The following is a 19997-nucleotide window of genomic DNA, read 5'->3' on the forward strand; positions in this document are numbered from 1 at the left end:
TCGTGATGACTCCATTCGAGTGAGAAGTAGAGAGCTTTCTCGAAGGATCACACGGTGACCGCGTCTACGTCAGGAACGACGAGCCAGACCACCGCGCGCTACACCACTATGCGGGACTCCACTCGGGGGCTTCGTGATCAGACGATCCGAAATCGGACGGCGACGGTGACCCGGTTCCGTGATTTCGTGGACAAGCCGCCGTGGAAATGGACGGTGGCGGATGTGGATGAGTTCACTGCGGAGTCCGGTGGCCGGACTCGGACGCTGTCGACGATGCGCGCCAATCATGGGTCGATCCGTGGGTTCTGTGACTACCTCACGAACCCGTTGTACGACTGGATGGAGATCTGCGATCGCGAGTTCGGGGACGTCCCCTCGCAAGTGTGTCTGCCGTGGAACACAGTGGCGCACCGGTTCGAGTTCGAAGGCGATGGGAAGCGTCGCCCGTTCACGTATGACGAGGTGGAGCGCCTGTTCGACACGGCCGACGCCCGCGTTGAGCTGCTCGTGGCGTCGGGCCGCAAGGGCGCGCTCGGCGCGCTGAGGGATGCCCAGTTGCTGAAGACGGTGTACGCGTTCGGTCTGCGCCGCACCGAGGCGGTGATGCTCGATACCGTCGATCTGCACCACAACGCGAAGATGCGCCAGTGGGGGCGCTTTGGTGCGATCCATGTGCGGTGGGCGAAGGCCGCGGGCGGCGGCGCACCACGACGGCGCACGGTGCTGCTGGTGCCGGAGTTCGATTGGTGGGTGCCCGGCATGCAGCAATGGCTCGAGCAGGCCCGGGAGCGCTTCGCGCCCGGAGATGACCTCGACGCGCTCTGGGTGACCGAGCGCCGCACGCGTCTGTCCGCCGGTTATCTCGACCGAAGATTCGCGGAGCTGCGGGACGAGGCCGGCCTGTCGAAGGATCTGACGCTGCACAGCCTCCGGCATTCCTATGTGACGCACCTGCTGGAGTTCGGCTACGCCGATCGATTCGTCCAGGAGCAGGTCGGGCACATGCACGCGTCGACGACCTCGATCTACGCCTCTGTCAGTTCGGACTACAAGAACCGGGTGCTCGCCGAAGCCCTGAAGGCCCTCATCGAAGGAGAAGCTGATGACCATTGAGCTCGATACCGGATGGAATCTGCGCAGTGTGATGGCCTCGCGCGGGATCTTCCAGACCTCCAAGCTGAAGCCTCTGCTCGAGGACCGCGGCATCGACCTGTCCCGAGAGCAGGTGTATCGGCTGGTGACGCAGCCACCCCAGCGGGTGCGTCTCGACGTCCTCGCTGCTCTGTGCGATGCGCTGGAGTGTTCACTCGACGATCTCGTGACGATCACTCGCCGGGAGGCCTCGGCCCCGGTTGCCGTGGGCGAAGAAGCGACGCGCGGGTCGATTGGCGATCTCCGCCCCGTTCGCGCGACGATCCGCCGGCCGCGGACGAAGTAGCCGCGGTGGCGAAGCCTCCGCAGCAGCCGCGAGTCGCGGAAGTCGTCGACCTCGTACGCCCCCTTGTTCCCGAGATCTCGCCCGAGCGTCTCGTCGAGATCGTGCATTCAGTCGCGCCGGTGCCGCTGACGCAGCAGCTTCTTGAGCTTGCGCTGATCAAGCAGCCGGGGGTCCTCGAGGGGCGGCATGCGAACGTGCCGGTGACTGTTCGGGACCTGGCCCGTGCGCTCGTCGACGACGGAGCAGGCATGGTCGTCCTGCCGACGTGCGAGTCGTGTGGCCGCGCGGTCCGTCTGCCACACAAGACACCGAACGGTGGTCGGCACTGCTCCCGATGCGAGCGGAACGCCCGGTCGGTTTCCTGCGCTTCCTGTGGCCGGGTCCGACCCGTGCAGCGCACGATCGACGGGCAGCGCTTCTGCCGCGACTGCTGGCGAGCCGACCCTCGATCGTTCGGCGACTGCTCGCGGTGCGGTCAGCATGCGACGATCATCGTCCGCCGCCCGGAACTTGTCTGCCTGGCCTGTTACACCGCACCGATCAAGACCTGCGGTCTCTGCGGAGAGCCTGGCCGCGTCGCCTCCCACCTTGACGGGCGAGGGGTCTGCGCGCGTTGCTACTACGCGATGCGCAGACCCCAGCCCTGCCCCGAGTGCGGGCGCAGGGTGTTCCTCACCGGGTTCATGAATGATCAGAAGGTCTGTGCTGACTGCGCGGGTGCGCCGGTAACGATGGCTTGTCCTGGCTGCGGCTCGATCGAGGAGATCCGCAAGCATCACCTCTGCGTCGAGTGCCGCAGGCCCATCGCGATCCAGCAGCTGCTCGCCGACGACACGGGAGAGATTCGGACGGATCTTCACCCTCTTGCGGACTACCTGCTCACGCATCACAGCAAGGCGGCGTCGCTGGAACGCTGGCTGCACAAGAGTAAATGCGCGAGCGTACTCCGCGAGCTCGCGGACGGAGCCCTGCCGCTCACCGCCGAGGCGATCATTACCCGAGCCCAGTCAGGACAGGCCGTCGCGTTCCTCCTCTCGCTTCTGGTCCGCTCAGGAGTGCTCCCGGCGCTCGACGTCGAAGCAACACGCTTCAACCACTGGCTCAACGACTGGCTCGACGACATCGACCACCCGAGGACCGGCTGATCCTCCGCCGCTACTGCACCTGGGAGCTCCTCCGGTCCACTCGAACCCGCAGCCAATCCAGCCCCGCCGCCGGCTTCCAGAGGCAACGAGCCGCGCTGAAGTACTGTGCCGCGCTCCTTGGGGAGATCCGGGCGCAACAGGAGACACCGGCGACGTTCCCGCAGCGCCGGCTCGACGCCTATCTGACCGGTTCGCCCAGCCAACGCGACGCGCTGGCACCGTTCACTCGCTGGCTCCAAAAGCACCGGCTGAGCACCCTTCGGGTCGAATTCCGAGCCCACCGCCTCGAAGGGCGAGACTACGCCTCCGACCACCGCTGGCAGATGGCCCGCAGGTTCCTGTCCGATCCTGACCTGGACCCGAAGACCCGGGCCGCAGGTCTCCTCGTGCTGCTCTACGGAATACAACTGACCCGCATCGTCACGATCACACGGACACAGGTCGATACGAGCTCGCAGCCCGTGACACTCACCGTCGGAGCCGAGCCGATCGAGCTCCCCGAGATCCTCGGCGACGCCATCGTCGAACTTGTCGATGCTGCCCAGCACCATCCAGAAGGATGGCTGTTCCCCGGCAGGAACCCCGGCCGTCACCTCACCCCGGGCCCGCTGAGCCGTCGTCTTCGTGCGAAAGGTTTGCTTGCCGGGAGTGCTCGCACGACAGCGCTCATCGAGCTCACCCGGCAATTGCATCCCCGGATCGTCTCGGATCTCCTCGGCATCACGCCGGCGTCCGCCGCATCATGGTCGCGTCTCGCCGGCGGTGAATGGTCCGACTACCCGGCGCTTCGTTCCACCCACGCCTGAACGAGCATCACACGTCCGAGCCGGGGCCGGAAATCGCTTCGCGCAGCTGATCGACGGTCGGTGACCCTGCCAGCCCGGCAGGGGTGCGGAACACTCGACAGGCGAGCCCCACCGGCGCACCCTCCTCCGCGAAGGGGTCCACGCCGTTGACGAGGACGGTCGGAGACCCGTGAAACCCGAGGCGGGCGGCGTCCTCGGCGGTCTCGACTCGCTGATGGGCGACGCGGACATCCGCTCGACCCTCGACGACCTGAGCAAGCCGGTGATCGAGCACCTCCCAGTTCGGGCAGCCGTCGAAGTACTGCAGTGTGATCTCCATGAAGGTCCTCTCAGTTCTCGGTGCCGCGGATCATCAACAGCGCTCCGGCGATCGCGGCGGTGACGATCACGATGTCGGCGACGTTCCCGATGAACCAGTTGCCATAGGCGAGGAAGTCCACGACGTGCCCCCGAGCGAATCCTGGGGCACGGAAGAGCCTGTCGCCGGCGTGCGAGGCGGCGGCCCCGCCGAGCGCGCCGATGACGATCGCCCACCCAGGGCGTCGGACGCGGAACGCGAATACGATCGCAGTGACGGTGGCCGCGACGGCGATGAGAGCGAACACCCAGGTGGAGCCCTCGCCGAAGGAGAACGCCGCTCCGGGGTTGTACGCGAGCTGCAGGCCCAGCAGATCGCCGACCAACGGGATCCGCTCGTGCTCCGACAAGGCGGCCTCGGCCCACGCCTTCGTCCCCTGGTCGACCAGGACGACGAGGACGGCGATCAGCAGCGCCCAGGCCGTGAGCCGCCAGCGCCCTCTCTGCGACTGCTCTTCCGACGCCCGCTCAACGTCAGTTTTCGCGTCCGGGGTCATGCGAGGACCTCGAAGAGGCGGACAATGACGCCGGATTCGATCAGGATGAACAGGCCCAGGCCGATGAAGACGACGGGAACGAGCCAGTGCTCGACGCGCTCGAGCGTCTCCGTGACGGCCTTGTGGGTCCCGATCAGTCGGCCAGCGGCGCACCAGACGGCGACGAGGATCAGGAACACGACGATCATGATCGCGACGTCGCCGGGGGTGCTGGTGAGGAAGATCGGCGTGTAGAGGGAGATGTTGTCCGCCCCGTTGGCGATGGTGATCCCCGCTACGCCCCACAGCCCGACCGCAGTGATCTTCTCGTCGTCATCGTCGTCGCCTTTGCGGCGCAGGCCGCACACGAGCGTCCAGATGCCGATGCCGAGCGGGATCAGGCCGAGGAACCCGACCCATTCGTCCGGGACGATCGTCAAGCCGAGGGCGGCGACCACGCTGATCACGACCAGGGCGATGAACCCGAGGTACTGGCCCGCGACGATCTGCCAGGGTCGCGGGCTCCCGCGCCGGGAGGCGAGGAAGAGGACGGTGAGCACGACGATGTCGTCGATGTTGGTCGCCGCGAACAGGCCGATCGCGGAGCCGATGGTCGCGAGCATCAGCTCTCCAACCGTGGCGTGCGGGTGCGGGCGGCGCGCAGGCCGTTGAGGATCACGATGACCTCCGCGATCTCGTGCACCAGGACCACGGCGGCGAGACCCAGCACCCCGAACAGGGCCAGCGGGAGCAGCGCGGTGATGATCAGCAGCGACAGGATGATGTTCTGGTTGATGATCCGCCGTCCCCGCCGTGCGTGGTCGAACGCCCGCGGGATGAGGCGCAGGTCGTGGCCAGTGAAGGCGACGTCGGCGGACTCGATCGCGGCATCGGAGCCGGTCGCGCCCATCGCGATGCCGATGTCCGCGGCCGCGAGGGCCGGAGCGTCGTTGATGCCGTCGCCGATCATCGCGACCGATCCCGCCTTCGACAGCTCGCCGATCGCGGTCGCCTTGTCCTCAGGACGCAGCTCCGCGCGCACGTCACTGATCCCGGCCTGCGCAGCCAACGCACGAGCGGTGCGGGCGTTGTCGCCGGTGAGCATGGTCACCTCGACGCCCTGATCTGCGAGGGTGCGGACGACTTCGGGGACTTCTGGTCGCAGTTCATCACGGACGCCGATCGCGGCAACAGGTGCCCCGTCACGGTGCACGATCACGACGGTCATCCCTTTCTCCTCGAGAACCGCCACCCGGTCGCCGAGCTCACCGGCGTCAAGCCAGCGGGGGCTGCCGACGGTAATCCTCGCCCCGTCGACGGTGCCTTCGATGCCGTGCCCCGCCTGTTCGGTCACGCCGGCAGCCGCCGGAACACCCGGCGCGGCTGCGGTGATCGCCGCAGCGAGAGGATGCGTGCTGTGCTGTTCCAGCGCGGCCGCCCAGGCCAGCGCCTGGGTCTCGGTCACGCCGTCCACGGTAAGGACGGCGGTAACTGTCGGCTCGTTGCGGGTCAGGGTGCCGGTCTTGTCGACAGCGACGTGCCGGACAGCACCAAACCGCTCGAACACCGCACCCGACTTGATGATCACGCCGAACTTGCTCGCCGCGCCGATCGCGGCCACGACCGTCAGCGGCACCGAGATCGCCAGCGCGCAGGGAGAGGCGGCGACCAGCACGACGAGCGCGCGGGTGATCCACACCTCCGGGTCGCCCAGCAGCGACCCGATCAGCGCAACCAGCGCAGCGAGAATCAGCACGCCCGGCACCAGCGGGCGCGCGATCCGGTCCGCGAGACGCGCCCGCTCACCCTTCTCCGTCTGCGCCTGCTCCACCAACTCGACGATGGTCGTGAGCGAGTTGTCGGTGCCCGCCGCCGTCGTCTCGACCTCCAGCGCGCCGGAGCTGTTGATCGCGCCGGCCGACACCGCATCCCCGGGCCCGACCTCGACCGGGATCGATTCCCCGGTGATCGCCGACGTGTCCAGGCTGGAACGCCCCGCACGAACGATCCCGTCGGTCGCGATCCGCTCGCCCGGACGAACGACCATGACCTGGCCGACCGTCAGCTCCTTCGCCTGCACCTCCACGGACCCGCCGTCGCGCAGCACGGTCGCGGTCTCCGGAACGAGCTTCAGCAACGCCCGCAGACCCCCGCGGGCCCTGTCCATCGCCTTGTCCTCCAGGGCCTCAGCAATCGAATACAGGAACGCCAGCGCTGCGGCCTCCTCCACGTAGCCGAGGATCACCGCGCCGACAGCGCTGATCGTCATCAGGAGTCCGATGCCGAGCTTGCCCTTGAACAGCTTCCGGATCGCACCGGGCGTGAACGTCGACGCACCCAGCAGGAGACCGATCCAGAACAGCACCAGCGCCGGGATCGCGAGGCCGGACCACTCAAAGACCAGACCGGCCAGGAACGCGACACCGGAGAACACCGGCACCATGACCCTCCGGTCCCTCCACCAGGGCCGCTCGGCCTCCTCGTGTTCCTCGCCCGCCGTGGCGGCAGGCTCATGCTCGCAGCCGCACGCCGCGCTCACGCGTCAGCCCCCGCTCCGCAGCACCCCGGCACCGTGCACGCCGAGTCCACGCACGGAGCGTGCTCGTCGACAGCCAAGGTGACATCCACCAACGCGACAAGCGCGGCGGCGAGGTGCGGGTCGGCGATCTCGTAACGGGTCTGACGACCCTCCGGTTCGCCGACCACGATCCCGCAGTCACGCAAGCACGTGAGATGGTTCGACACGTTCGAGCGCGTCAGCTCCAGCTCGCGCGAGAGCACAGCCGGGTAACTCGGGCCATCGAGCAGGGACATCAGGATCCGGGAACGCGTCGGGTCTGCCATGGCCCGGCCGAGCCGGTTCATGACATCGAGGCGTGAAGCAATGGTCAGCATGCACTGAACTATACAGTATGCGCTGATCAATCACGGATCGGCCGGTGGCCAGCCACCACCCGGAAGCCAGCCGACATCTGGTCAATTCGCGACTCAACAACAATCGGCGCTACCAGTAACGTTCTCGGTGTCGTTGAAGTAGCTCAGCGCGGCCTGCACGACGACGAGCTCCTCGCCGCCGTCGCGGAAGGCGACAACGGCCTTCTTGAGCTGGTCGGGCTCGGGCCGGTCCTCGGCGTCGAAGATCGCGAGGTACTCCCCCCGTGGCCACCTCGAGCCCCACGTTGCAGGCGCGCGGCTTCGTCTGCGGCTGCCCGCGCGGGATGACGATCGTGTGGAAGTTGGGAGGCGGATCCGTGTCGAGGATCGCCTGCCGGGTCTCGTCGTCCTCCTCCTCGACGAGGATGAGCACCTCGAGCTTGTGGGTGGGGTAGTCCAGGCGCCCGAGGTTGCCGAGCAGCTGGCCCACGATGTTGGCCTCGCGGAACACCGGCACGAGCACGGTGTAGACGGGCAGGTCCTCGTCGCGCAGCGCGGCCACCTTCTCGGCGTCGATGCGCTCGACGAGGTCGTAGCGCGAGCCGCGCAGGCTGATGAAGAACTTGAACGCCGCGGCGAGCAGGAACGCCACCGACATGGCACCGATCACCCAGACGAGGGTCGGCAGCGGCCACAGGAACAGGAGCACGACGAGCGCGACGAGCGCGACGGCGACGCCGACCTTCTGCGGCGTGCTCATGGTCGTCTGCGCGGAGTGGAGCGGATCGGATCGGCCGAGCGCGTTGGCGGCGTCGGCGGCGACCTCCGGGCCGAACGCCCGCAGCACCGTCTGCCGGAAGCCCCAGCGCTCCACGGCGGTGAAGGCGATGGCCGAGGTACCGAGCTCGGTCTCGACCTCCGCGCGCAGCGCGTCGGTCGGGCGCAGGAACGTGGCGACGAGGATCGTGCCGTCCTCGTCGCGGCGCAGCGGCAGCCAGCCGCGGCTCAGATACCCGCGCCAGGCCCGGCCGCGCGACAGCTCGGGGTCGATGCGCTCGGCGCGCAGGTCCTCGCAGGAGGGCGTGCCCCACGCCTCGCCGCGCGCCCTGGCGATCTGCCCCGCGCTGACGAGGCCCTCATCGAGCAGCAGGGCCGCGGCCCTCGTGTGCTCCTCGCGCGCCCGACGCTCGGCCTCCGCCAGCTGGTCGTCCGTGACGACTCCGGCGGAGACGAGCCACGACAGGTCCTCTGCCTCGGTGGCCTGGAACTGTCGGGTGGTGGCCCACCCGTCGCCACCGCTCACCCCGCCCGCCATGGCGCCATTATGTCAGCGGCGCCGCGGGGCGCAACAGGGGTCAGAGCCAGCCGCGCTCCTGCGCCGCGCGCGCCGCCACGACGCGGCCCGACGCGCCGGTCTTCGCGATCGCCGCGCTGAGGTAGTTGCGCACGGTGCCCGCCGAGAGGTGCACGCGCGCCGCGATCGCCGCGACCGGCTGGCCGTCGAGACAGTGCCGCAGCACCTCGCGCTCGCGCTCGGTGAGCGGATTCGCCCCGCCGAGGAGCGACTCGGTCGCGAGCGCGGGGTCGACGATCCGCTCCCCCGCCTGCGCGCGGCGCACGACGTCGGCGAGCTCGTGGGCGGGCGTGTCCTTCACGACGAACGCCCATGCCCCGGCGTCGAGCGCCCGGCGCACATAGCCGGGCCGGCCGAAGGTCGTCACGATCACCGAGCGCACGGCCGGCAGCGCGTCGCGCAGCGCCGCCGTCGCCTCGATCCCGTCGGCGCCCGGCATCTCGATGTCGAGCAGGCAGATGTCGGCCGCGGACTCGCGCGCGGCGGCCACCACCTCGTCGCCGCGGTCGACCTCGGCGACGACCTCGAGGTCGGGCTCGAGGCTGAGCAGCGCCGCGAGCGCGCCGCGGACGAGGGCCTGGTCGTCGGCCAGCAGCAGCCGGATCACCAGCGCACCTCTACTCGCGTGCCGCGGGCGCCGGGGATCCTCGCGCCGCGGGCGCCGGGGGTTTCCGCCCCCGGGGTTCCCGATCCGGCGGGACCGCTCGCGTCGGCGGCGACGAGCTCGCGGGCGGCGCCGACCGTGAGGGTCGCGCCCGCGGCCTCGGCCCGCTCGCGGATGCCGCGCAGCCCGGAGGCGGCGATGTCGGAGGGGGTGCCGACCCCGTCGTCCTCCACCACGATGCCGTGCGGCTCGAGCCGCACGGTGCACCGGCTGGCGCGGGAGTGCCGCACGACGTTCGTCACGGCCTCGCGCAGCGTCCAGGCCACGACGATGCGGTGCCGCGGATCGACCGTCTCGGCGTCGTCCGCCACGTCGGCCGCGATGCCCGCGTCGGCGAGCGCGGCCCTGGCCGCCTCGAGCTCGTCGGCGAGCCGGGCGACGCGCAGCCCCGCCACGGTGGCGCGCAGCTCGGCGAGCGCCTCGCGCGTGAGGCTCCGGATCTGCGCGAGCTCCTCCCTCGCCGCCGCCGGGTCGCGCTCGACGAGGCGCTCGGCCAGCTCGGCCTTGACGGTCACCACCGTGAGGCTGTGGCCCAGCACGTCGTGCACGTCGCGGGCCACGCGCTCGCGCTCCTCGACCACGGCGAGCTGCCTGACCAGCTCGTTGTGCTCGTCCTGGGCGCCGTCGACGATCCGCACCAGCCCGCAGGTGACGAGCACGAACGCCGCCGGCAGCAGGATGCCCCAGTAGTCGGTGAGCCGCCCGCTCACCGCGAGCGCGACCACGAGGGCGACGGCGATCGCGGAGGCGAGGGCGAAGGATCCGGCCCGCGGGCCCGAGAACATCGCGATCGCCACGAGGAACGGGGCAGCGCCGAGCGCGCCGACGCCGACGAGCGCGACGGCGATGAGCATCAGCACCGTCATGACGGCGAGCGCCGGCAGACCCCGGCGGCCGGCCTGCGCCCACGACCTCGACAGCGTCAGCCAGACGAAGGAGGCGACGTACAGCGCGGCGAAGAGGACGAGCAGCACGACCGCGGCCGCCCTGACCACCGGCGGGGCGTCCGATTCCAGGGCCGACGCTATGGGGAAGAACATGCACACGACCCAGACGACGCCGAGGGTCCACGAGAAGCGCGCCCACGGCCCCACATCCGGTCTGATCGCCCGCGTCACGCGTCCCATGCTCTCAGGCTCGCGCTCCGATCCCGGTACGCCGAGGGGATCCGGCACCCCCGCGGGAGCACCGGATCCCCTCGTCGTGTGCTCCGTCACTGACGCGACCGGCCCCGCCGCGCGACGAGCATCGTCGCCGCGATGAAGATCGCCGCCCACACGCCCAGGTTGAGCGCCGGCACCCACAGCGGCTCGAGCACCGACGCGTCGTCCGGGCTCTGCCGGACCGTCCACCCGTCGGTGAGCGGGTAGCGGGCGAGCGCGACGTACCCGTACAGCGGCGTGAACCGCGCGATGTCGAGCAGGAAGCCGGTGAGCGGGAAGTACAGGTTGCCGAGGAAGGCGAAGATCACGAGCGATCCGCTCGCGGCGCTCACGGCCGCCTCGCTGCGGAACAGCAGGCCCGACAGCAGCCCGAAGAACGAGAACACGGCCGAGCCGAGCAGCACGACGAGCCCACTGATCACCCAGACGTGCGGCTCCGCCTCCGCTCCCGTGAGGGCGCCGAGCGCGTAGATGAGCCCGACGGGCACGATCGCGACGACGAAGCCGACGGCCGCGCGCGTCACCACGCGCTGCGCGTCGCTCATGGGCGTGAGGCCGAGCTGGCGACCCCAGCCCTGCATCTGCTCGACGGCGGCCGTGCCGCCGACGCCGACCGTGGCGGTGACGGCGCCGTACGCGGCCATGCCGATCATCACGTAGAACGCGACGTTGCCGTTGCCCACGCTGTTCTCGCCGTACGACTGGCTCGCGCCGAAGATGAGGTACAGCACCGCGGGCAGGATCGCCACGAAGAACATCGTCACGACGTCGCGCACGATGCGCCGCAGCTCGATGGCGAAGTAGGTGGGGTTCATCGTGCTCCTCCGATCACGGTCGCGTCGGCGCGGTGCGCGCCGGTGAGGGCCTCGAACGCGTCGTCGAGGCTGCCGGCGGCGATCTCGAGGTCGTGCGCGCCGAGCTCGTTCAGCAGCAGGCGCGCCACCCCGTCGGAGTCGCCCGTGCGCACGAGCAGCCGCCCGGCGTCGGCCTCGACCTCGGCGCCGGCCGCGCGCAGGCGCGCGACGGCGGCGTCCTGGGCCGCGGCCTCGACGTAGGCCGTCACCCGCCGTCCGGTGGCGGTGGCGCGGATCTCGGCGGTCGTGCCGTCGGCGACCACGCGCCCGCCGGCCATCAGCACGATCCGCTGCGCGAACGCGTCGGCCTCCTCCAGGTAGTGGGTGGCGAAGATGACGGTGCGACCCGCGCGCGCGTCCTCGCGCATGGTGTCCCAGAACTCGCGCCGCGCCGTCACGTCCATGCCGGCCGTCGGCTCGTCGAGGATGAGCAGGTCGGGATCGGGCAGGAGGGCGAGCGCGAAGCGCAGGCGCTGCTGCTCGCCGCCGGAGCACTTCGACACGCGGCGCCCGGCGATGGCGCCGAGGCCGGCGCGCTCGATCGCCTCGTCGACCGGCAGTGGGGCGGGGAAGGTCGAGGCGATGAGCGTGATCGTCTCGCGCACCGTGAGGTCGCGCAGCAGACCGCCCGACTGCAGCACGGCCGAGACGCGGCCGGCGTGCACGGCCGCGCGCGGGGACTGCCCGAAGACCGACACGTCGCCGTCCGTGGGTCGCGTGAGCCCGAGCACCATGTCGAGCGTGGTCGTCTTGCCCGCCCCGTTCGGGCCGAGCAGGGCGACGATCTCGCCCTGCCGGATGTCGAGGTCGACGCCATCGACGGCCCGGAACACGCTGCCGGAGCGGAACTCCTTCACGACGCGGCGCAGCGAGACCGCGGGAGGTGCCTGTGTGTCCATGCCTCCACGATGGCCGCCCTCACCGCCCGCGCGCGATCCGCCCCCGTCACCTCCTCACCATGACATCTGTCACGGCGGCAGCTTGCGCTGGTCGCTTCATCTCCGCGGCTCCGCCGCTCCGTTCAGCAACCGATGGGCGCAACCGAACGGTGAAACCCCACGGTTGCTGAATGAAGTGAGCGAAGCGAACGAAGCTGAAGCGACCGCAGCAACTCCACGACGACTGCGGTGGTCGCTTCATCTCCGCGCCTCCCGCGCTCCGTTCAGCAACCGATGGGGTGCAACCGACGCTCACACCCTTCACACCAACCGATCACTGTGCGAGCGCGAAGCGCGAGCGTGCGGCCGCCAATGCGGCCGCCCCGCGGCGCGCAGCGCCGCCTCGTCGGCGCGGGAGCGCCGGCGCGAGCACGCGAGCGGCACCCGCGAAGCGGGTGCCCGAGCGGCGCAGATCCCAGAAAACTATGCCCCAAGCCGCTTCAGCGCGGACTGCACGACGTTCTTGGCCGAGGCGGCGGCGCGGCCGACGGCCTCGGCGGCGCGGGCGGCGGGCTCCGGCAGGGCGGGCGCCTGCAGCGAGGCGACCTCGTCGATCAGGTCGGCCTCGTCGACGAAGAACGGCACGAGCCAGTCGTCGACCTCCTCGAGCGGCGCCGACGCGAGGCTGTAGTAGCGGTGCTGGCCCTCCTCGCGCACGGAGACGAGCTCGGCCTCGCGCAGCACCTTCAGGTGCTTCGACACGGTGGGCTGGCTGACGCCGAGCTCCGCGACGATCTCCGACACGCTCGTGCCGCGGTCCCCCTCCGACGAGCGACGCAGCAGCAGTTGCAGGATGTCTCGCCTCGTGCCGTCCGCGATCACGTCGAAGATGTCCGCCATGTGGTCGAGGGTAGCGGGCGCGACGCGGGAGTACCATGAGGACGTTCTGGCTCGGAGGGGGATCGGATGTCGCAGGGCGCTTTCAGCGCGCGCGTCGATGCCCTCGGCGGCATGAAGCAGGTGCGCCGCCGCGTCGGCCACTTCTTCCGAGAGTTCACGACGTCGTCGCCGGCGCGCTTCGCGATCCTCGTGTTCCTGCTGCTCGTCGCCCTGTGGACGACGCTGCTGGCGCTGCCGATCTCGTCGGCGGGGCGCGAGACGACTCCGTTCGCGGACGCGCTGTTCACGGCCGTCTCGACGATCTGCGTCACGGGCCTCGTCACGGTCGACATGGCCACGCACTGGTCGGCCTTCGGCAACGCCGTCATCTTCATCGGCGTGAACATCGGCGGCATGGGCGCGCTCACGCTCGCGTCGATGCTGGGGCTCGTCATCTCCAAGCGGCTGGGGCTGCGCGCCAAGCTCATCGCGGCGGGCGACACGAACCCGCTGCGCGCCCACGGCGGGGCCGTGAGCGAGAGCCAGGCCGTGCGGCTCGGGGAGGTCGGCCAGCTGCTGCGCACCGTCGCCCTCTCGACGCTCGTGATCGAGGCCGGCGCGGCGATCCTGCTGTACCTGCCGATCGTCGGCGCGGGCTACACGTGGCTGGAGGCGGCCTGGTACGCGCCGTACTACGCCGCCATGGCGTTCACGAACACGGGCTTCACCCCGAATCCGGGCGGGATCGCGGTCTTCGCGCACGACTACTTCTTCCTCACCGTGATGATGGGCGCCGTCTTCCTCGGCAGCATCGGCTTCCCGGTGATCTACGCGCTGTCGAAGCAGCTGCTGCGGCCGCGGCGCTGGTCGCTGCACGTCAAGCTGACGCTCGTCACGACCGTCATCCTGTTCTTCGCGGGCGCGGCGGCGTTCCTCGCCCTCGAGTACGAGAACCCCGGCACCTACGGATCGATGAACGCGTGGGACACGATCTTCCAGTCGTTCTTCATGTCGGCGATGACGCGATCCGGGGGCTTCGCCGTCGTCGACATCGGCGAGCTGTACGGCTCGAGCATGGTCGTCGGCTCGATGCTCATGTTCGTCGGCGGCGGCTCGGCGTCCACCGCCGGCGGCATCAAGGTCACCACGCTCGCGGTGCTCGCGCTGAGCGTGTGGTCGGAGGCGAAGGGCCGCCGCAGCGTCGAGGCGTTCGGCCGGCGCATCCCGAGCGACGTGCAGCGCGTCGCCGTGGCGGTGCTCGCGTGGGGCGCGACGATCTGCGCGCTGTCGACGATCGTCATCGCGCAGATCACGCACGCGCCGATCGCCGAGGTGCTGTTCGACGTGATCTCGGGCTTCGCGACGGTCGGCCTGTCGACGGGGCTGACCGAGACGCTCCCCGATCCCGCGCTGTATGTGCTCTCGGCGACGATCTTCATGGGCCGCGTTGGTACAGTCACTCTTGCCGCGGCGGTCGCCGCGACGTCCCGCTCGCAGCTCTACTCGCTCCCCGTGGAAAGGCCGATCGTTGGTTGAGCAGATCCGCAACGACGCCCCCGTGCTCGTGATCGGACTCGGACGCTTCGGCGCGGCGTGCGCCGGCGAGCTCGACCGGCTCGACCGCGACGTGCTGGCCATCGACGAGAACCTCGAGCTCGTGCAGAAGTGGTCCGAGCGCGTCACCCACGCCGTGCAGGCCGACGCGCGCAGCATCGACGCGCTCAAGCAGATCGGCGCGGCGGACTTCCAGGTGGCGGTCGTCGCGGTCGGCTCGTCGATCGAGGCGTCGGTGCTCATCACGGCCAACCTCGTCGACCTCAAGGTGCCGCAGATCTGGGCGAAGGCGGTGTCGCAGTCGCACGGCAAGATCCTCGCCCGCGTCGGCGCGAACCACGTCATCTACCCGGAGCGCGAGGCGGGGGAGCGCGTCGCGCACCTCGTGGGCGGGCGCATGCTCGACTTCATCCGCTTCGACGACGACTTCGTGCTGACGAAGATGTACCCGCCGCGGTTCATCCGCGGCATCGGCCTGAACGAGTCGGGCGTGCGCACCAAGTACAACGTGACCGTGGTGGGCGTGAAGAGCCCGGGCCGCCCGTTCCGCTACGCGGAGGCGAACACGGTGGTGACCAACCACGACCTCATCATCGTCTCGGGCACGAGCGAGGACGTCGAGCGCTTCGCCTCCCTCGACCGCTGACGGCGGCGCCACAGGGTACGACCCAGGGGCCGCTCGCGCAACGGGGGTTCGCCGGGCCCGGCTTTCGTCCTACCGTGGCGGCATGAGCCAGGGAACGCAGGACGGCAGGGACCGCGACGTCCCGCCCGTGGACCGAGGCACCGCACCGGAGGATCGGCGCGAGCAGCCGCTTGAGCGGGAGCCGCTGCGGGACGACCCGGCCTATCGCGCCGGGGTCGAGGACGCCCGCCGCGGCGACGCGGTGCGGGGCGACGACGCGGTGACGCGCGACGACGCCGAGACGCGCGTGCTGGCCCGCGACGACGCCGAGCGCGACGACACGTCGCGGAACCGGGAGGACGCGCGACGCCGCCGCGACGCGGACGAGCGGGCGGCGACGAGGTCGGACGCGGACGCGGAGCCGAGCAGGCTCGACGCCGTGCCGGGCGACCGGCGCGCGCTGCGCGAGGAGATCGTGGACCGCGAGCGCGAGCGCTTCGGCGGGATCAAGTTCGGCTCGGCCTTCTTCGGCTGGCTGGCCGCGATGGGCACCGCGGTGCTCCTGACGGCCCTCGCGGCCGCCGTCGGCGCCGGCGTCAGCTGGGGCACGGGCACGACCGTCGGCGAGGCCGGCGAGGCCGCGGCCGACAACCCGACGGGCGCGAGCATCCTCGGGGCGATCGTGCTGGCGGTGCTGCTGTTCGTGGCGTACTTCGCCGGCGGCTACGTGGCCGGCCGGATGGCGCGCTTCAACGGCGCCAAGCAGGGGTTCGCGGTGTGGCTGTGGGCGATCGTCGTCGCGGTGGTCGTCGCGGTGGTCACCGCGATCGCCGGCAGCCAGTGGGACATCCTCGCGATGTTCAACGGCTTCCCGCGCATCCCCGTCACGCCCGAGACGGCCACGACCACCGGCATCCTGACCGCCGTCGGCGCCGCGATCGTGACGCTGATCGGCGCCGTCCTCGGCGGGATGGCCGGCATGAGGTACCACCGCAGGGTCGACCGCGTCGGCCTCGGTGGCTGAGAGAGACCCACACCGGCGGCACACACGCCGCCCCGACAGGAAGGAGCGCCCATGGGCCTCGGAGACGACATCAAGCACAAGGCGGAGGAGCTCGGCGGCAAGGCCAAGGAGCACACGGGCAAGGCGACCGACGACGAGTCGCTCGAGGCCGAGGGCCAGGGCGACCAGCTCAAGGCCAAGGCCAAGAAGGTCGGCGACGACGTCAAGGACGCCTTCACCGACCGCTGAGCCCTGCACCGATCGCTGAGCATCGTGTCCGCACGACAGCGGCCCGACGGCCCGCGCGCATCATCGCGCGCGGGCCGTCGGTTGCCTACGATGGGGTCATGAGCGACACCCTGCCCTCGATCGCGTTCATCGGTGCCGGATCGATGGGGGGAGCGATCGTGCGCGGGCTCGCCGCGAGCGGCACGACGGTGGACGGCGGGATCGTCGTCACGAACCGCACGGCCGCGCGCGCCGCATCGCTCGCGGGTCTCGACGGCGTGACGAGCGTCGCGCTCGAGGAGCGGCCCGAGGGCAACGCGGAGGCGGTGGCCGGGGCGCGCGTCGTCGTGCTCGGCGTCAAGCCGCACCTCATGCCCGAGCTGCTGCTCGAGATCGCCCCGCACGTGCGCGAGGACGCGATCGTCGTCACCCTCGCGGCGGGCGTGCCGCTGGCGGCATACGAGGCGCGCCTCCCGGGAACCGCGGTGGTGCGCGCCATGCCGAACACGCCGTCCACCGTCGGCCGCGGCGTCACGGGCATCGCGGCGGGCACGCACGCGACGCCGGAGGACGCGGCGATCGTGCGGCGGCTGTTCGAGACCGTGGGCGACGTGCTCGAGGTCGACGGCGACGACGGCATCGACGCCATCTCGACGATCTCGGGATCGGGCCCCGCCTACGTCTACCTCTTCATCGAGAAGCTCGCCGAGGCCGCGCGGCACCGCGGGTTCTCGGACGCCGACGCCCGCCTGCTGGCGGCCCGCACGTTCGCGGGCGCCACGGCGCTGCTCGACGCGGAGGGCGAGGCGCCCGAAGAGCTGCGCCGCCGCGTGACGAGCCCCAAGGGCACGACCGAGCGGGCCATCGCCGTGCTGCAGGACGCCGACCTCGGCCGCGTGCTCGCCGACGCCACCGACGCGGCCTTCGCCCGCGCCAGGGAGCTCGCGGGCACGATCGCCGCCCCGCCGACCGAGGCGATCATCCTCAAGTCCTCCGACTGACGCGCCGCCGCGCGTCAGCCGACGGGCGTCGCGCGGAGCTGGTCGACGATCCAGCCGATCCAGAACGAGGCGCACGCCGAGCCGAGGATGCCCAGGCCGAGGCCCCACCACGCGTGCGCCCTGCGCTCCCACGTGCGGCGCAGCGCGACGATCGCGAGCAGCGCGCCGGCCACCGACACCGGCATGCCCCACGGCACGAACCACGACAGCACGAGGCCGATCGCCGACGCGGTGAGCGACACGCCCGAGAGCGGGCGGCGCACCCGCACGGCGGCCGCGCGGCGCGGGGCCTGGGGCGCGGGATCGGCGGGCACGTCGTGCGCGAGACTCGCGATCAGCTCGATCGGGTCGGTCACGGCGCGCTCGAGCACCTCGCGCGGCCGCTCCCCCGCCTCGTCGTGACGCAGCGGGTCGCTCATCCGTCGCTCCCGGCGCCCTGCGCCTGGGCCACGGCGGCCGGCGCCGATTCGGCGACCTGGATCTCGGTCACCGGCAGCGTCGAGTCCGCGCCGAACGCGAGCGTCGACGGCCGCCGTCCGGACGCGATGAGCTCGGCCGCCAGGCCCGCGATCATCGCCCCGTTGTCGGTGCACAGGCTCAGCGGCGGGATGCGCACGGTCACGCCCTGCGCGGCGCCCCGAGCCAGTGCCACCTCGCGCAGCCGCCGGTTGGCGATCACGCCGCCGCCCAGCAGCAGCCGCGGCACACCGTGCGCGGCACACGCGTCGAGCGCCTTGGTCACGAGCACGTCCACCACGGCCTCGCGGAAGCTCGCGGCGACGTCGGCCAGCGGCACGGCCTCGCCCGCGGCCTCGCGCTGCTCGATCCAGCGCGCCACCGCCGTCTTCAGGCCCGAGAAGGAGAAGTCCCAGCGGTGCTTCTCCCGGTCGCTCGCGCGCGAGAGCCCGCGGGGGAAGCGGATCGCGTCCGGATCGCCGCCCTCGGCCGCGCGATCGATCTGCGGGCCGCCCGGGTACGGCAAGCCCAGGATGCGCGCGACCTTGTCGAACGCCTCGCCCGCCGCGTCGTCCACGGTCTCGCCCAGCAGCTCGACGTCGCTCGTCAGGTCGCGCACGAGCAGCAGCGACGTGTGCCCGCCGCTCACGAGCAGCGCCACCGTGGGGTGCTCGAGCGGCTCGGTGCCCGCGGTGAGGATGTCGGCGGCGATGTGGCCGACGAGGTGGTTGACGGCGTAGAGGGGCGTCTCGAGCGACACGGCGAGCGCCTTCGCGGCGCCCACGCCAACCATGAGGGCGCCGGCCAGGCCCGGCCCGCTCGTCACGGCCACGGCGTCGAGGTCGCCGAGCCGCACGCCCGCCTCGTCCAGCGCCCTCTCGATCGCCGGCTGCAGCGCCTCCAGGTGGGCGCGCGCGGCGACCTCGGGCACGACGCCGCCGTAGCGCGCGTGCTCGTCCATGCTGCTGGCGATCGTGTTGCTCAGCAGCGTGCGCCCGCGCACGATGCCGATCCCGGTCTCGTCGCAGCTCGTCTCGATGCCCAGCACGAGCGGCTCGCTGCGGTTCACGTGCATGCCCCCGCCTCCTGCGCGCGCGGCGCGCGCGCCGCGCGCCACGCGCGCACGTCGAGCCTCATGACGACGGCGTCGACGCCGTCGGGCTGGTAGTACCGCGGGCGCACGCCGATCTCGGCGAAGCCCTCGGACGCGTACAGGCGCTGCGCCACGGGGTTGTCGGCGCGCACCTCGAGGAACAGCTCGCGCACCCCCCGCCGGGCGGCCTCGTCGATGAGGTGGCGCAGCAGGGTGCGCCCCTGGCCGCGCCCGCGCACCGACGCGTCGAGCGCGATGGTCTGGATGTCGCCGTCGGCGGCGTTCGGCAACGCCCGCAGGCCGGCGTAGCCGACGATGCGGCCGGCCTGCTCGACCACCACGTACGCGCCGTGCGGGCCGCGCAGCTCCTCGGCCATCATCGCCTCGCTCCAGGCGTCGGTCGGGAACGAGGCGCGCTCGATCGCCATGATGGCGCCGAGGTCGTCGGGCGTGGCGGGGCGGATGACGGCGGCGCTCATGCGCTCACCCGCTTGGGCGTGTGCCCCTCGACCACGTCGGGCGAGCGCAGGTACAGCGGCTCGGCCATCGGCTCGACGCGCTCGGCCGCGATGAGGCGAGCGGCGAGCGCGCCGAGGGCGCCGGCGGAGACGGCGGTGGTGAGCTGCGGCACGTACCCCTCCGTCCGCGCCGGCTCGAGCTCCGGCCCGCGCGTGCGCACCGGGATGCCGTCGTCGTCGAGCGCCGTGTACGACGAGACCGCCCACTCGCGGCGCCGCGCGTCGGTGACGACCGTGAACGTCGGGTCGGCGTCGGCGGGGATCATCGGGTGGCCCGCGGCCGCCTCGTCCTCGGCCCGGCGCGTGAGGTGCGCGAACGCGATCGCGTCGTGGCTGACGACGGGGATCAGGGGGATCCCGCGACCGAGCGCGAAGGCGCGCGCGGCGGCGATGCCGATCCGCAGGCCGGTGAACGGACCCGGACCCATGCCGGCGGCGACGTGCGTGATGTCGGCGGGGGCGATGCCCGCCTCGGCGAGCGCGCGCACGAGCAGGTCGCCGATGACCTCGGCGTGACCGCGCGGGCTCTCGCTCTCGGCGCGGGCGTGCACCGCGCCATCGGCCCCGACCACGGCGACGGTCGAGCCGATCGAGGTGTCGACGGCCAGGATCATCCCTCCAGGGTAATCCG

At 71.4% G+C, this 19997-nt stretch carries 24 protein-coding genes; 9 read left to right on the forward strand and 15 right to left on the reverse strand.

Translation table 11 applies throughout. From position 1 onward, the window contains the following. Positions 1–108: 108 nt before the first annotated feature. From ACYVJ0_RS06920 to ACYVJ0_RS06935, 4 genes are all read left to right on the forward strand, one after another. Positions 109–1113 (forward strand): tyrosine-type recombinase/integrase, encoded by a 1005-nt coding sequence (locus ACYVJ0_RS06920; protein WP_460817128.1) that lies wholly within the window; start codon positions 109–111, stop codon positions 1111–1113. Continuing rightward, positions 1103–1438 carry a helix-turn-helix domain-containing protein gene (locus tag ACYVJ0_RS06925; RefSeq protein ID WP_056207187.1) on the forward strand — a complete coding sequence of 112 codons (336 nt, stop codon included), beginning with the start codon at positions 1103–1105 and terminating at the stop codon, positions 1436–1438. Before ACYVJ0_RS06920 ends, ACYVJ0_RS06925 begins: the two co-directional genes overlap by 11 nt. A gap of 5 nt (positions 1439–1443) precedes the next feature. Next, entirely contained in the window at positions 1444–2583 is a 1140-nt protein-coding gene (locus ACYVJ0_RS06930) for a hypothetical protein (RefSeq protein WP_460816888.1), read from the forward strand. Positions 2584–2906: 323 nt separating this feature from the next. Then, a complete protein-coding gene (locus tag ACYVJ0_RS06935) occupies positions 2907–3389 on the forward strand; it encodes a hypothetical protein (RefSeq protein WP_460816889.1) in 483 nt (160 codons plus the stop codon). A 7-nt stretch (positions 3390–3396) separates the two neighbouring features. Here ACYVJ0_RS06935 and ACYVJ0_RS06940 read toward each other — a convergent pair whose 3' ends face one another. The 11 genes from ACYVJ0_RS06940 to ACYVJ0_RS06990 form a co-directional block, all read right to left on the reverse strand. Next, a complete protein-coding gene (locus ACYVJ0_RS06940) occupies positions 3397–3708 on the reverse strand; it encodes a DsbA family protein (protein ID WP_056207192.1) in 312 nt (103 codons plus the stop codon). A 10-nt stretch (positions 3709–3718) separates the two neighbouring features. Beyond that, a complete protein-coding gene (locus ACYVJ0_RS06945) occupies positions 3719–4243 on the reverse strand; it encodes a signal peptidase II (RefSeq protein WP_082483053.1) in 525 nt (174 codons plus the stop codon). Further along, positions 4240–4845 (reverse strand): cadmium resistance transporter, encoded by a 606-nt coding sequence (locus ACYVJ0_RS06950; RefSeq protein ID WP_460816891.1) that lies wholly within the window; start codon positions 4843–4845, stop codon positions 4240–4242. Before ACYVJ0_RS06950 ends, ACYVJ0_RS06945 begins: the two co-directional genes overlap by 4 nt. Next, positions 4845–6761 carry a heavy metal translocating P-type ATPase gene (locus ACYVJ0_RS06955; RefSeq protein WP_460816892.1) on the reverse strand — a complete coding sequence of 639 codons (1917 nt, stop codon included), beginning with the start codon at positions 6759–6761 and terminating at the stop codon, positions 4845–4847. Before ACYVJ0_RS06955 ends, ACYVJ0_RS06950 begins: the two co-directional genes overlap by 1 nt. Beyond that, positions 6758–7117, reverse strand: a complete 360-nt coding sequence (gene cmtR / locus ACYVJ0_RS06960; protein WP_056207198.1) for a Cd(II)/Pb(II)-sensing metalloregulatory transcriptional regulator CmtR — start codon at positions 7115–7117, stop codon at positions 6758–6760. The genes ACYVJ0_RS06955 and cmtR overlap by 4 nt, the downstream gene beginning before the upstream one ends. 109 nt (positions 7118–7226) lie before the next feature. Beyond that, on the reverse strand, positions 7227–8411 hold the full coding sequence (locus tag ACYVJ0_RS06965; RefSeq protein ID WP_460816894.1) for a glycosyltransferase family protein: 1185 nt from the start codon (positions 8409–8411) through the stop codon (positions 7227–7229). Between the two features lie 40 nt (positions 8412–8451). Continuing rightward, positions 8452–9057, reverse strand: coding sequence for a response regulator transcription factor (locus ACYVJ0_RS06970; RefSeq protein WP_460816895.1), 606 nt, complete (start codon positions 9055–9057; stop codon positions 8452–8454). Continuing rightward, a complete protein-coding gene (locus ACYVJ0_RS06975; RefSeq protein WP_460816896.1) occupies positions 9054–10241 on the reverse strand; it encodes a sensor histidine kinase in 1188 nt (395 codons plus the stop codon). The genes ACYVJ0_RS06970 and ACYVJ0_RS06975 overlap by 4 nt, the downstream gene beginning before the upstream one ends. Before the next feature lie 86 nt (positions 10242–10327). Next, a complete protein-coding gene (locus ACYVJ0_RS06980) occupies positions 10328–11092 on the reverse strand; it encodes an ABC transporter permease (RefSeq protein WP_449854872.1) in 765 nt (254 codons plus the stop codon). Then, positions 11089–12030 carry an ABC transporter ATP-binding protein gene (locus ACYVJ0_RS06985; protein WP_460816898.1) on the reverse strand — a complete coding sequence of 314 codons (942 nt, stop codon included), beginning with the start codon at positions 12028–12030 and terminating at the stop codon, positions 11089–11091. The genes ACYVJ0_RS06980 and ACYVJ0_RS06985 overlap by 4 nt, the downstream gene beginning before the upstream one ends. A 462-nt stretch (positions 12031–12492) precedes the next feature. Further along, positions 12493–12909 (reverse strand): ArsR/SmtB family transcription factor, encoded by a 417-nt coding sequence (locus ACYVJ0_RS06990; protein ID WP_449854927.1) that lies wholly within the window; start codon positions 12907–12909, stop codon positions 12493–12495. A gap of 111 nt (positions 12910–13020) precedes the next feature. Here ACYVJ0_RS06990 and ACYVJ0_RS06995 point away from each other — a divergent pair, with 111 nt between their 5' ends. The 5 genes from ACYVJ0_RS06995 to proC all read left to right on the forward strand — a co-directional run bounded on the left by ACYVJ0_RS06995 (position 13021) and on the right by proC (position 17299). Continuing rightward, positions 13021–14424: a TrkH family potassium uptake protein gene (locus tag ACYVJ0_RS06995; protein WP_460817130.1), complete on the forward strand. Its 1404-nt coding sequence runs from the start codon at positions 13021–13023 to the stop codon at positions 14422–14424. Further along, positions 14417–15088, forward strand: coding sequence for a potassium channel family protein (locus ACYVJ0_RS07000; RefSeq protein WP_460816900.1), 672 nt, complete (start codon positions 14417–14419; stop codon positions 15086–15088). The genes ACYVJ0_RS06995 and ACYVJ0_RS07000 overlap by 8 nt, the downstream gene beginning before the upstream one ends. 82 nt (positions 15089–15170) lie before the next feature. Beyond that, positions 15171–16091, forward strand: a complete 921-nt coding sequence (locus tag ACYVJ0_RS07005; RefSeq protein ID WP_460816901.1) for a hypothetical protein — start codon at positions 15171–15173, stop codon at positions 16089–16091. Between the two features lie 51 nt (positions 16092–16142). Further along, positions 16143–16319 carry a CsbD family protein gene (locus tag ACYVJ0_RS07010; protein ID WP_449854924.1) on the forward strand — a complete coding sequence of 59 codons (177 nt, stop codon included), beginning with the start codon at positions 16143–16145 and terminating at the stop codon, positions 16317–16319. 98 nt (positions 16320–16417) lie between these two features. Next, on the forward strand, positions 16418–17299 hold the full coding sequence (gene proC / locus ACYVJ0_RS07015; protein WP_460816903.1) for a pyrroline-5-carboxylate reductase: 882 nt from the start codon (positions 16418–16420) through the stop codon (positions 17297–17299). Between the two features lie 14 nt (positions 17300–17313). Here proC and ACYVJ0_RS07020 read toward each other — a convergent pair whose 3' ends face one another. The 4 genes from ACYVJ0_RS07020 to tsaB are packed head-to-tail and all read right to left on the reverse strand — an operon-like array spanning position 17314 to position 19980. Then, the gene (locus ACYVJ0_RS07020) at positions 17314–17718 is read right to left on the reverse strand and encodes a hypothetical protein (protein ID WP_460816905.1); all 405 of its coding nucleotides are present in this window, start codon (positions 17716–17718) and stop codon (positions 17314–17316) included. Then, positions 17715–18830 carry a tRNA (adenosine(37)-N6)-threonylcarbamoyltransferase complex transferase subunit TsaD gene (tsaD, locus tag ACYVJ0_RS07025; RefSeq protein ID WP_460816907.1) on the reverse strand — a complete coding sequence of 372 codons (1116 nt, stop codon included), beginning with the start codon at positions 18828–18830 and terminating at the stop codon, positions 17715–17717. The genes ACYVJ0_RS07020 and tsaD overlap by 4 nt, the downstream gene beginning before the upstream one ends. Then, positions 18821–19327, reverse strand: a complete 507-nt coding sequence (gene rimI, locus ACYVJ0_RS07030) for a ribosomal protein S18-alanine N-acetyltransferase (protein ID WP_460816909.1) — start codon at positions 19325–19327, stop codon at positions 18821–18823. The genes tsaD and rimI overlap by 10 nt, the downstream gene beginning before the upstream one ends. Continuing rightward, the gene (gene tsaB / locus ACYVJ0_RS07035) at positions 19324–19980 is read right to left on the reverse strand and encodes a tRNA (adenosine(37)-N6)-threonylcarbamoyltransferase complex dimerization subunit type 1 TsaB (RefSeq protein ID WP_460816911.1); all 657 of its coding nucleotides are present in this window, start codon (positions 19978–19980) and stop codon (positions 19324–19326) included. The genes rimI and tsaB overlap by 4 nt, the downstream gene beginning before the upstream one ends. Positions 19981–19997: the final 17 nt, after the last annotated feature.

It is taken from the genome of Microbacterium petrolearium, from assembly GCF_054782875.1.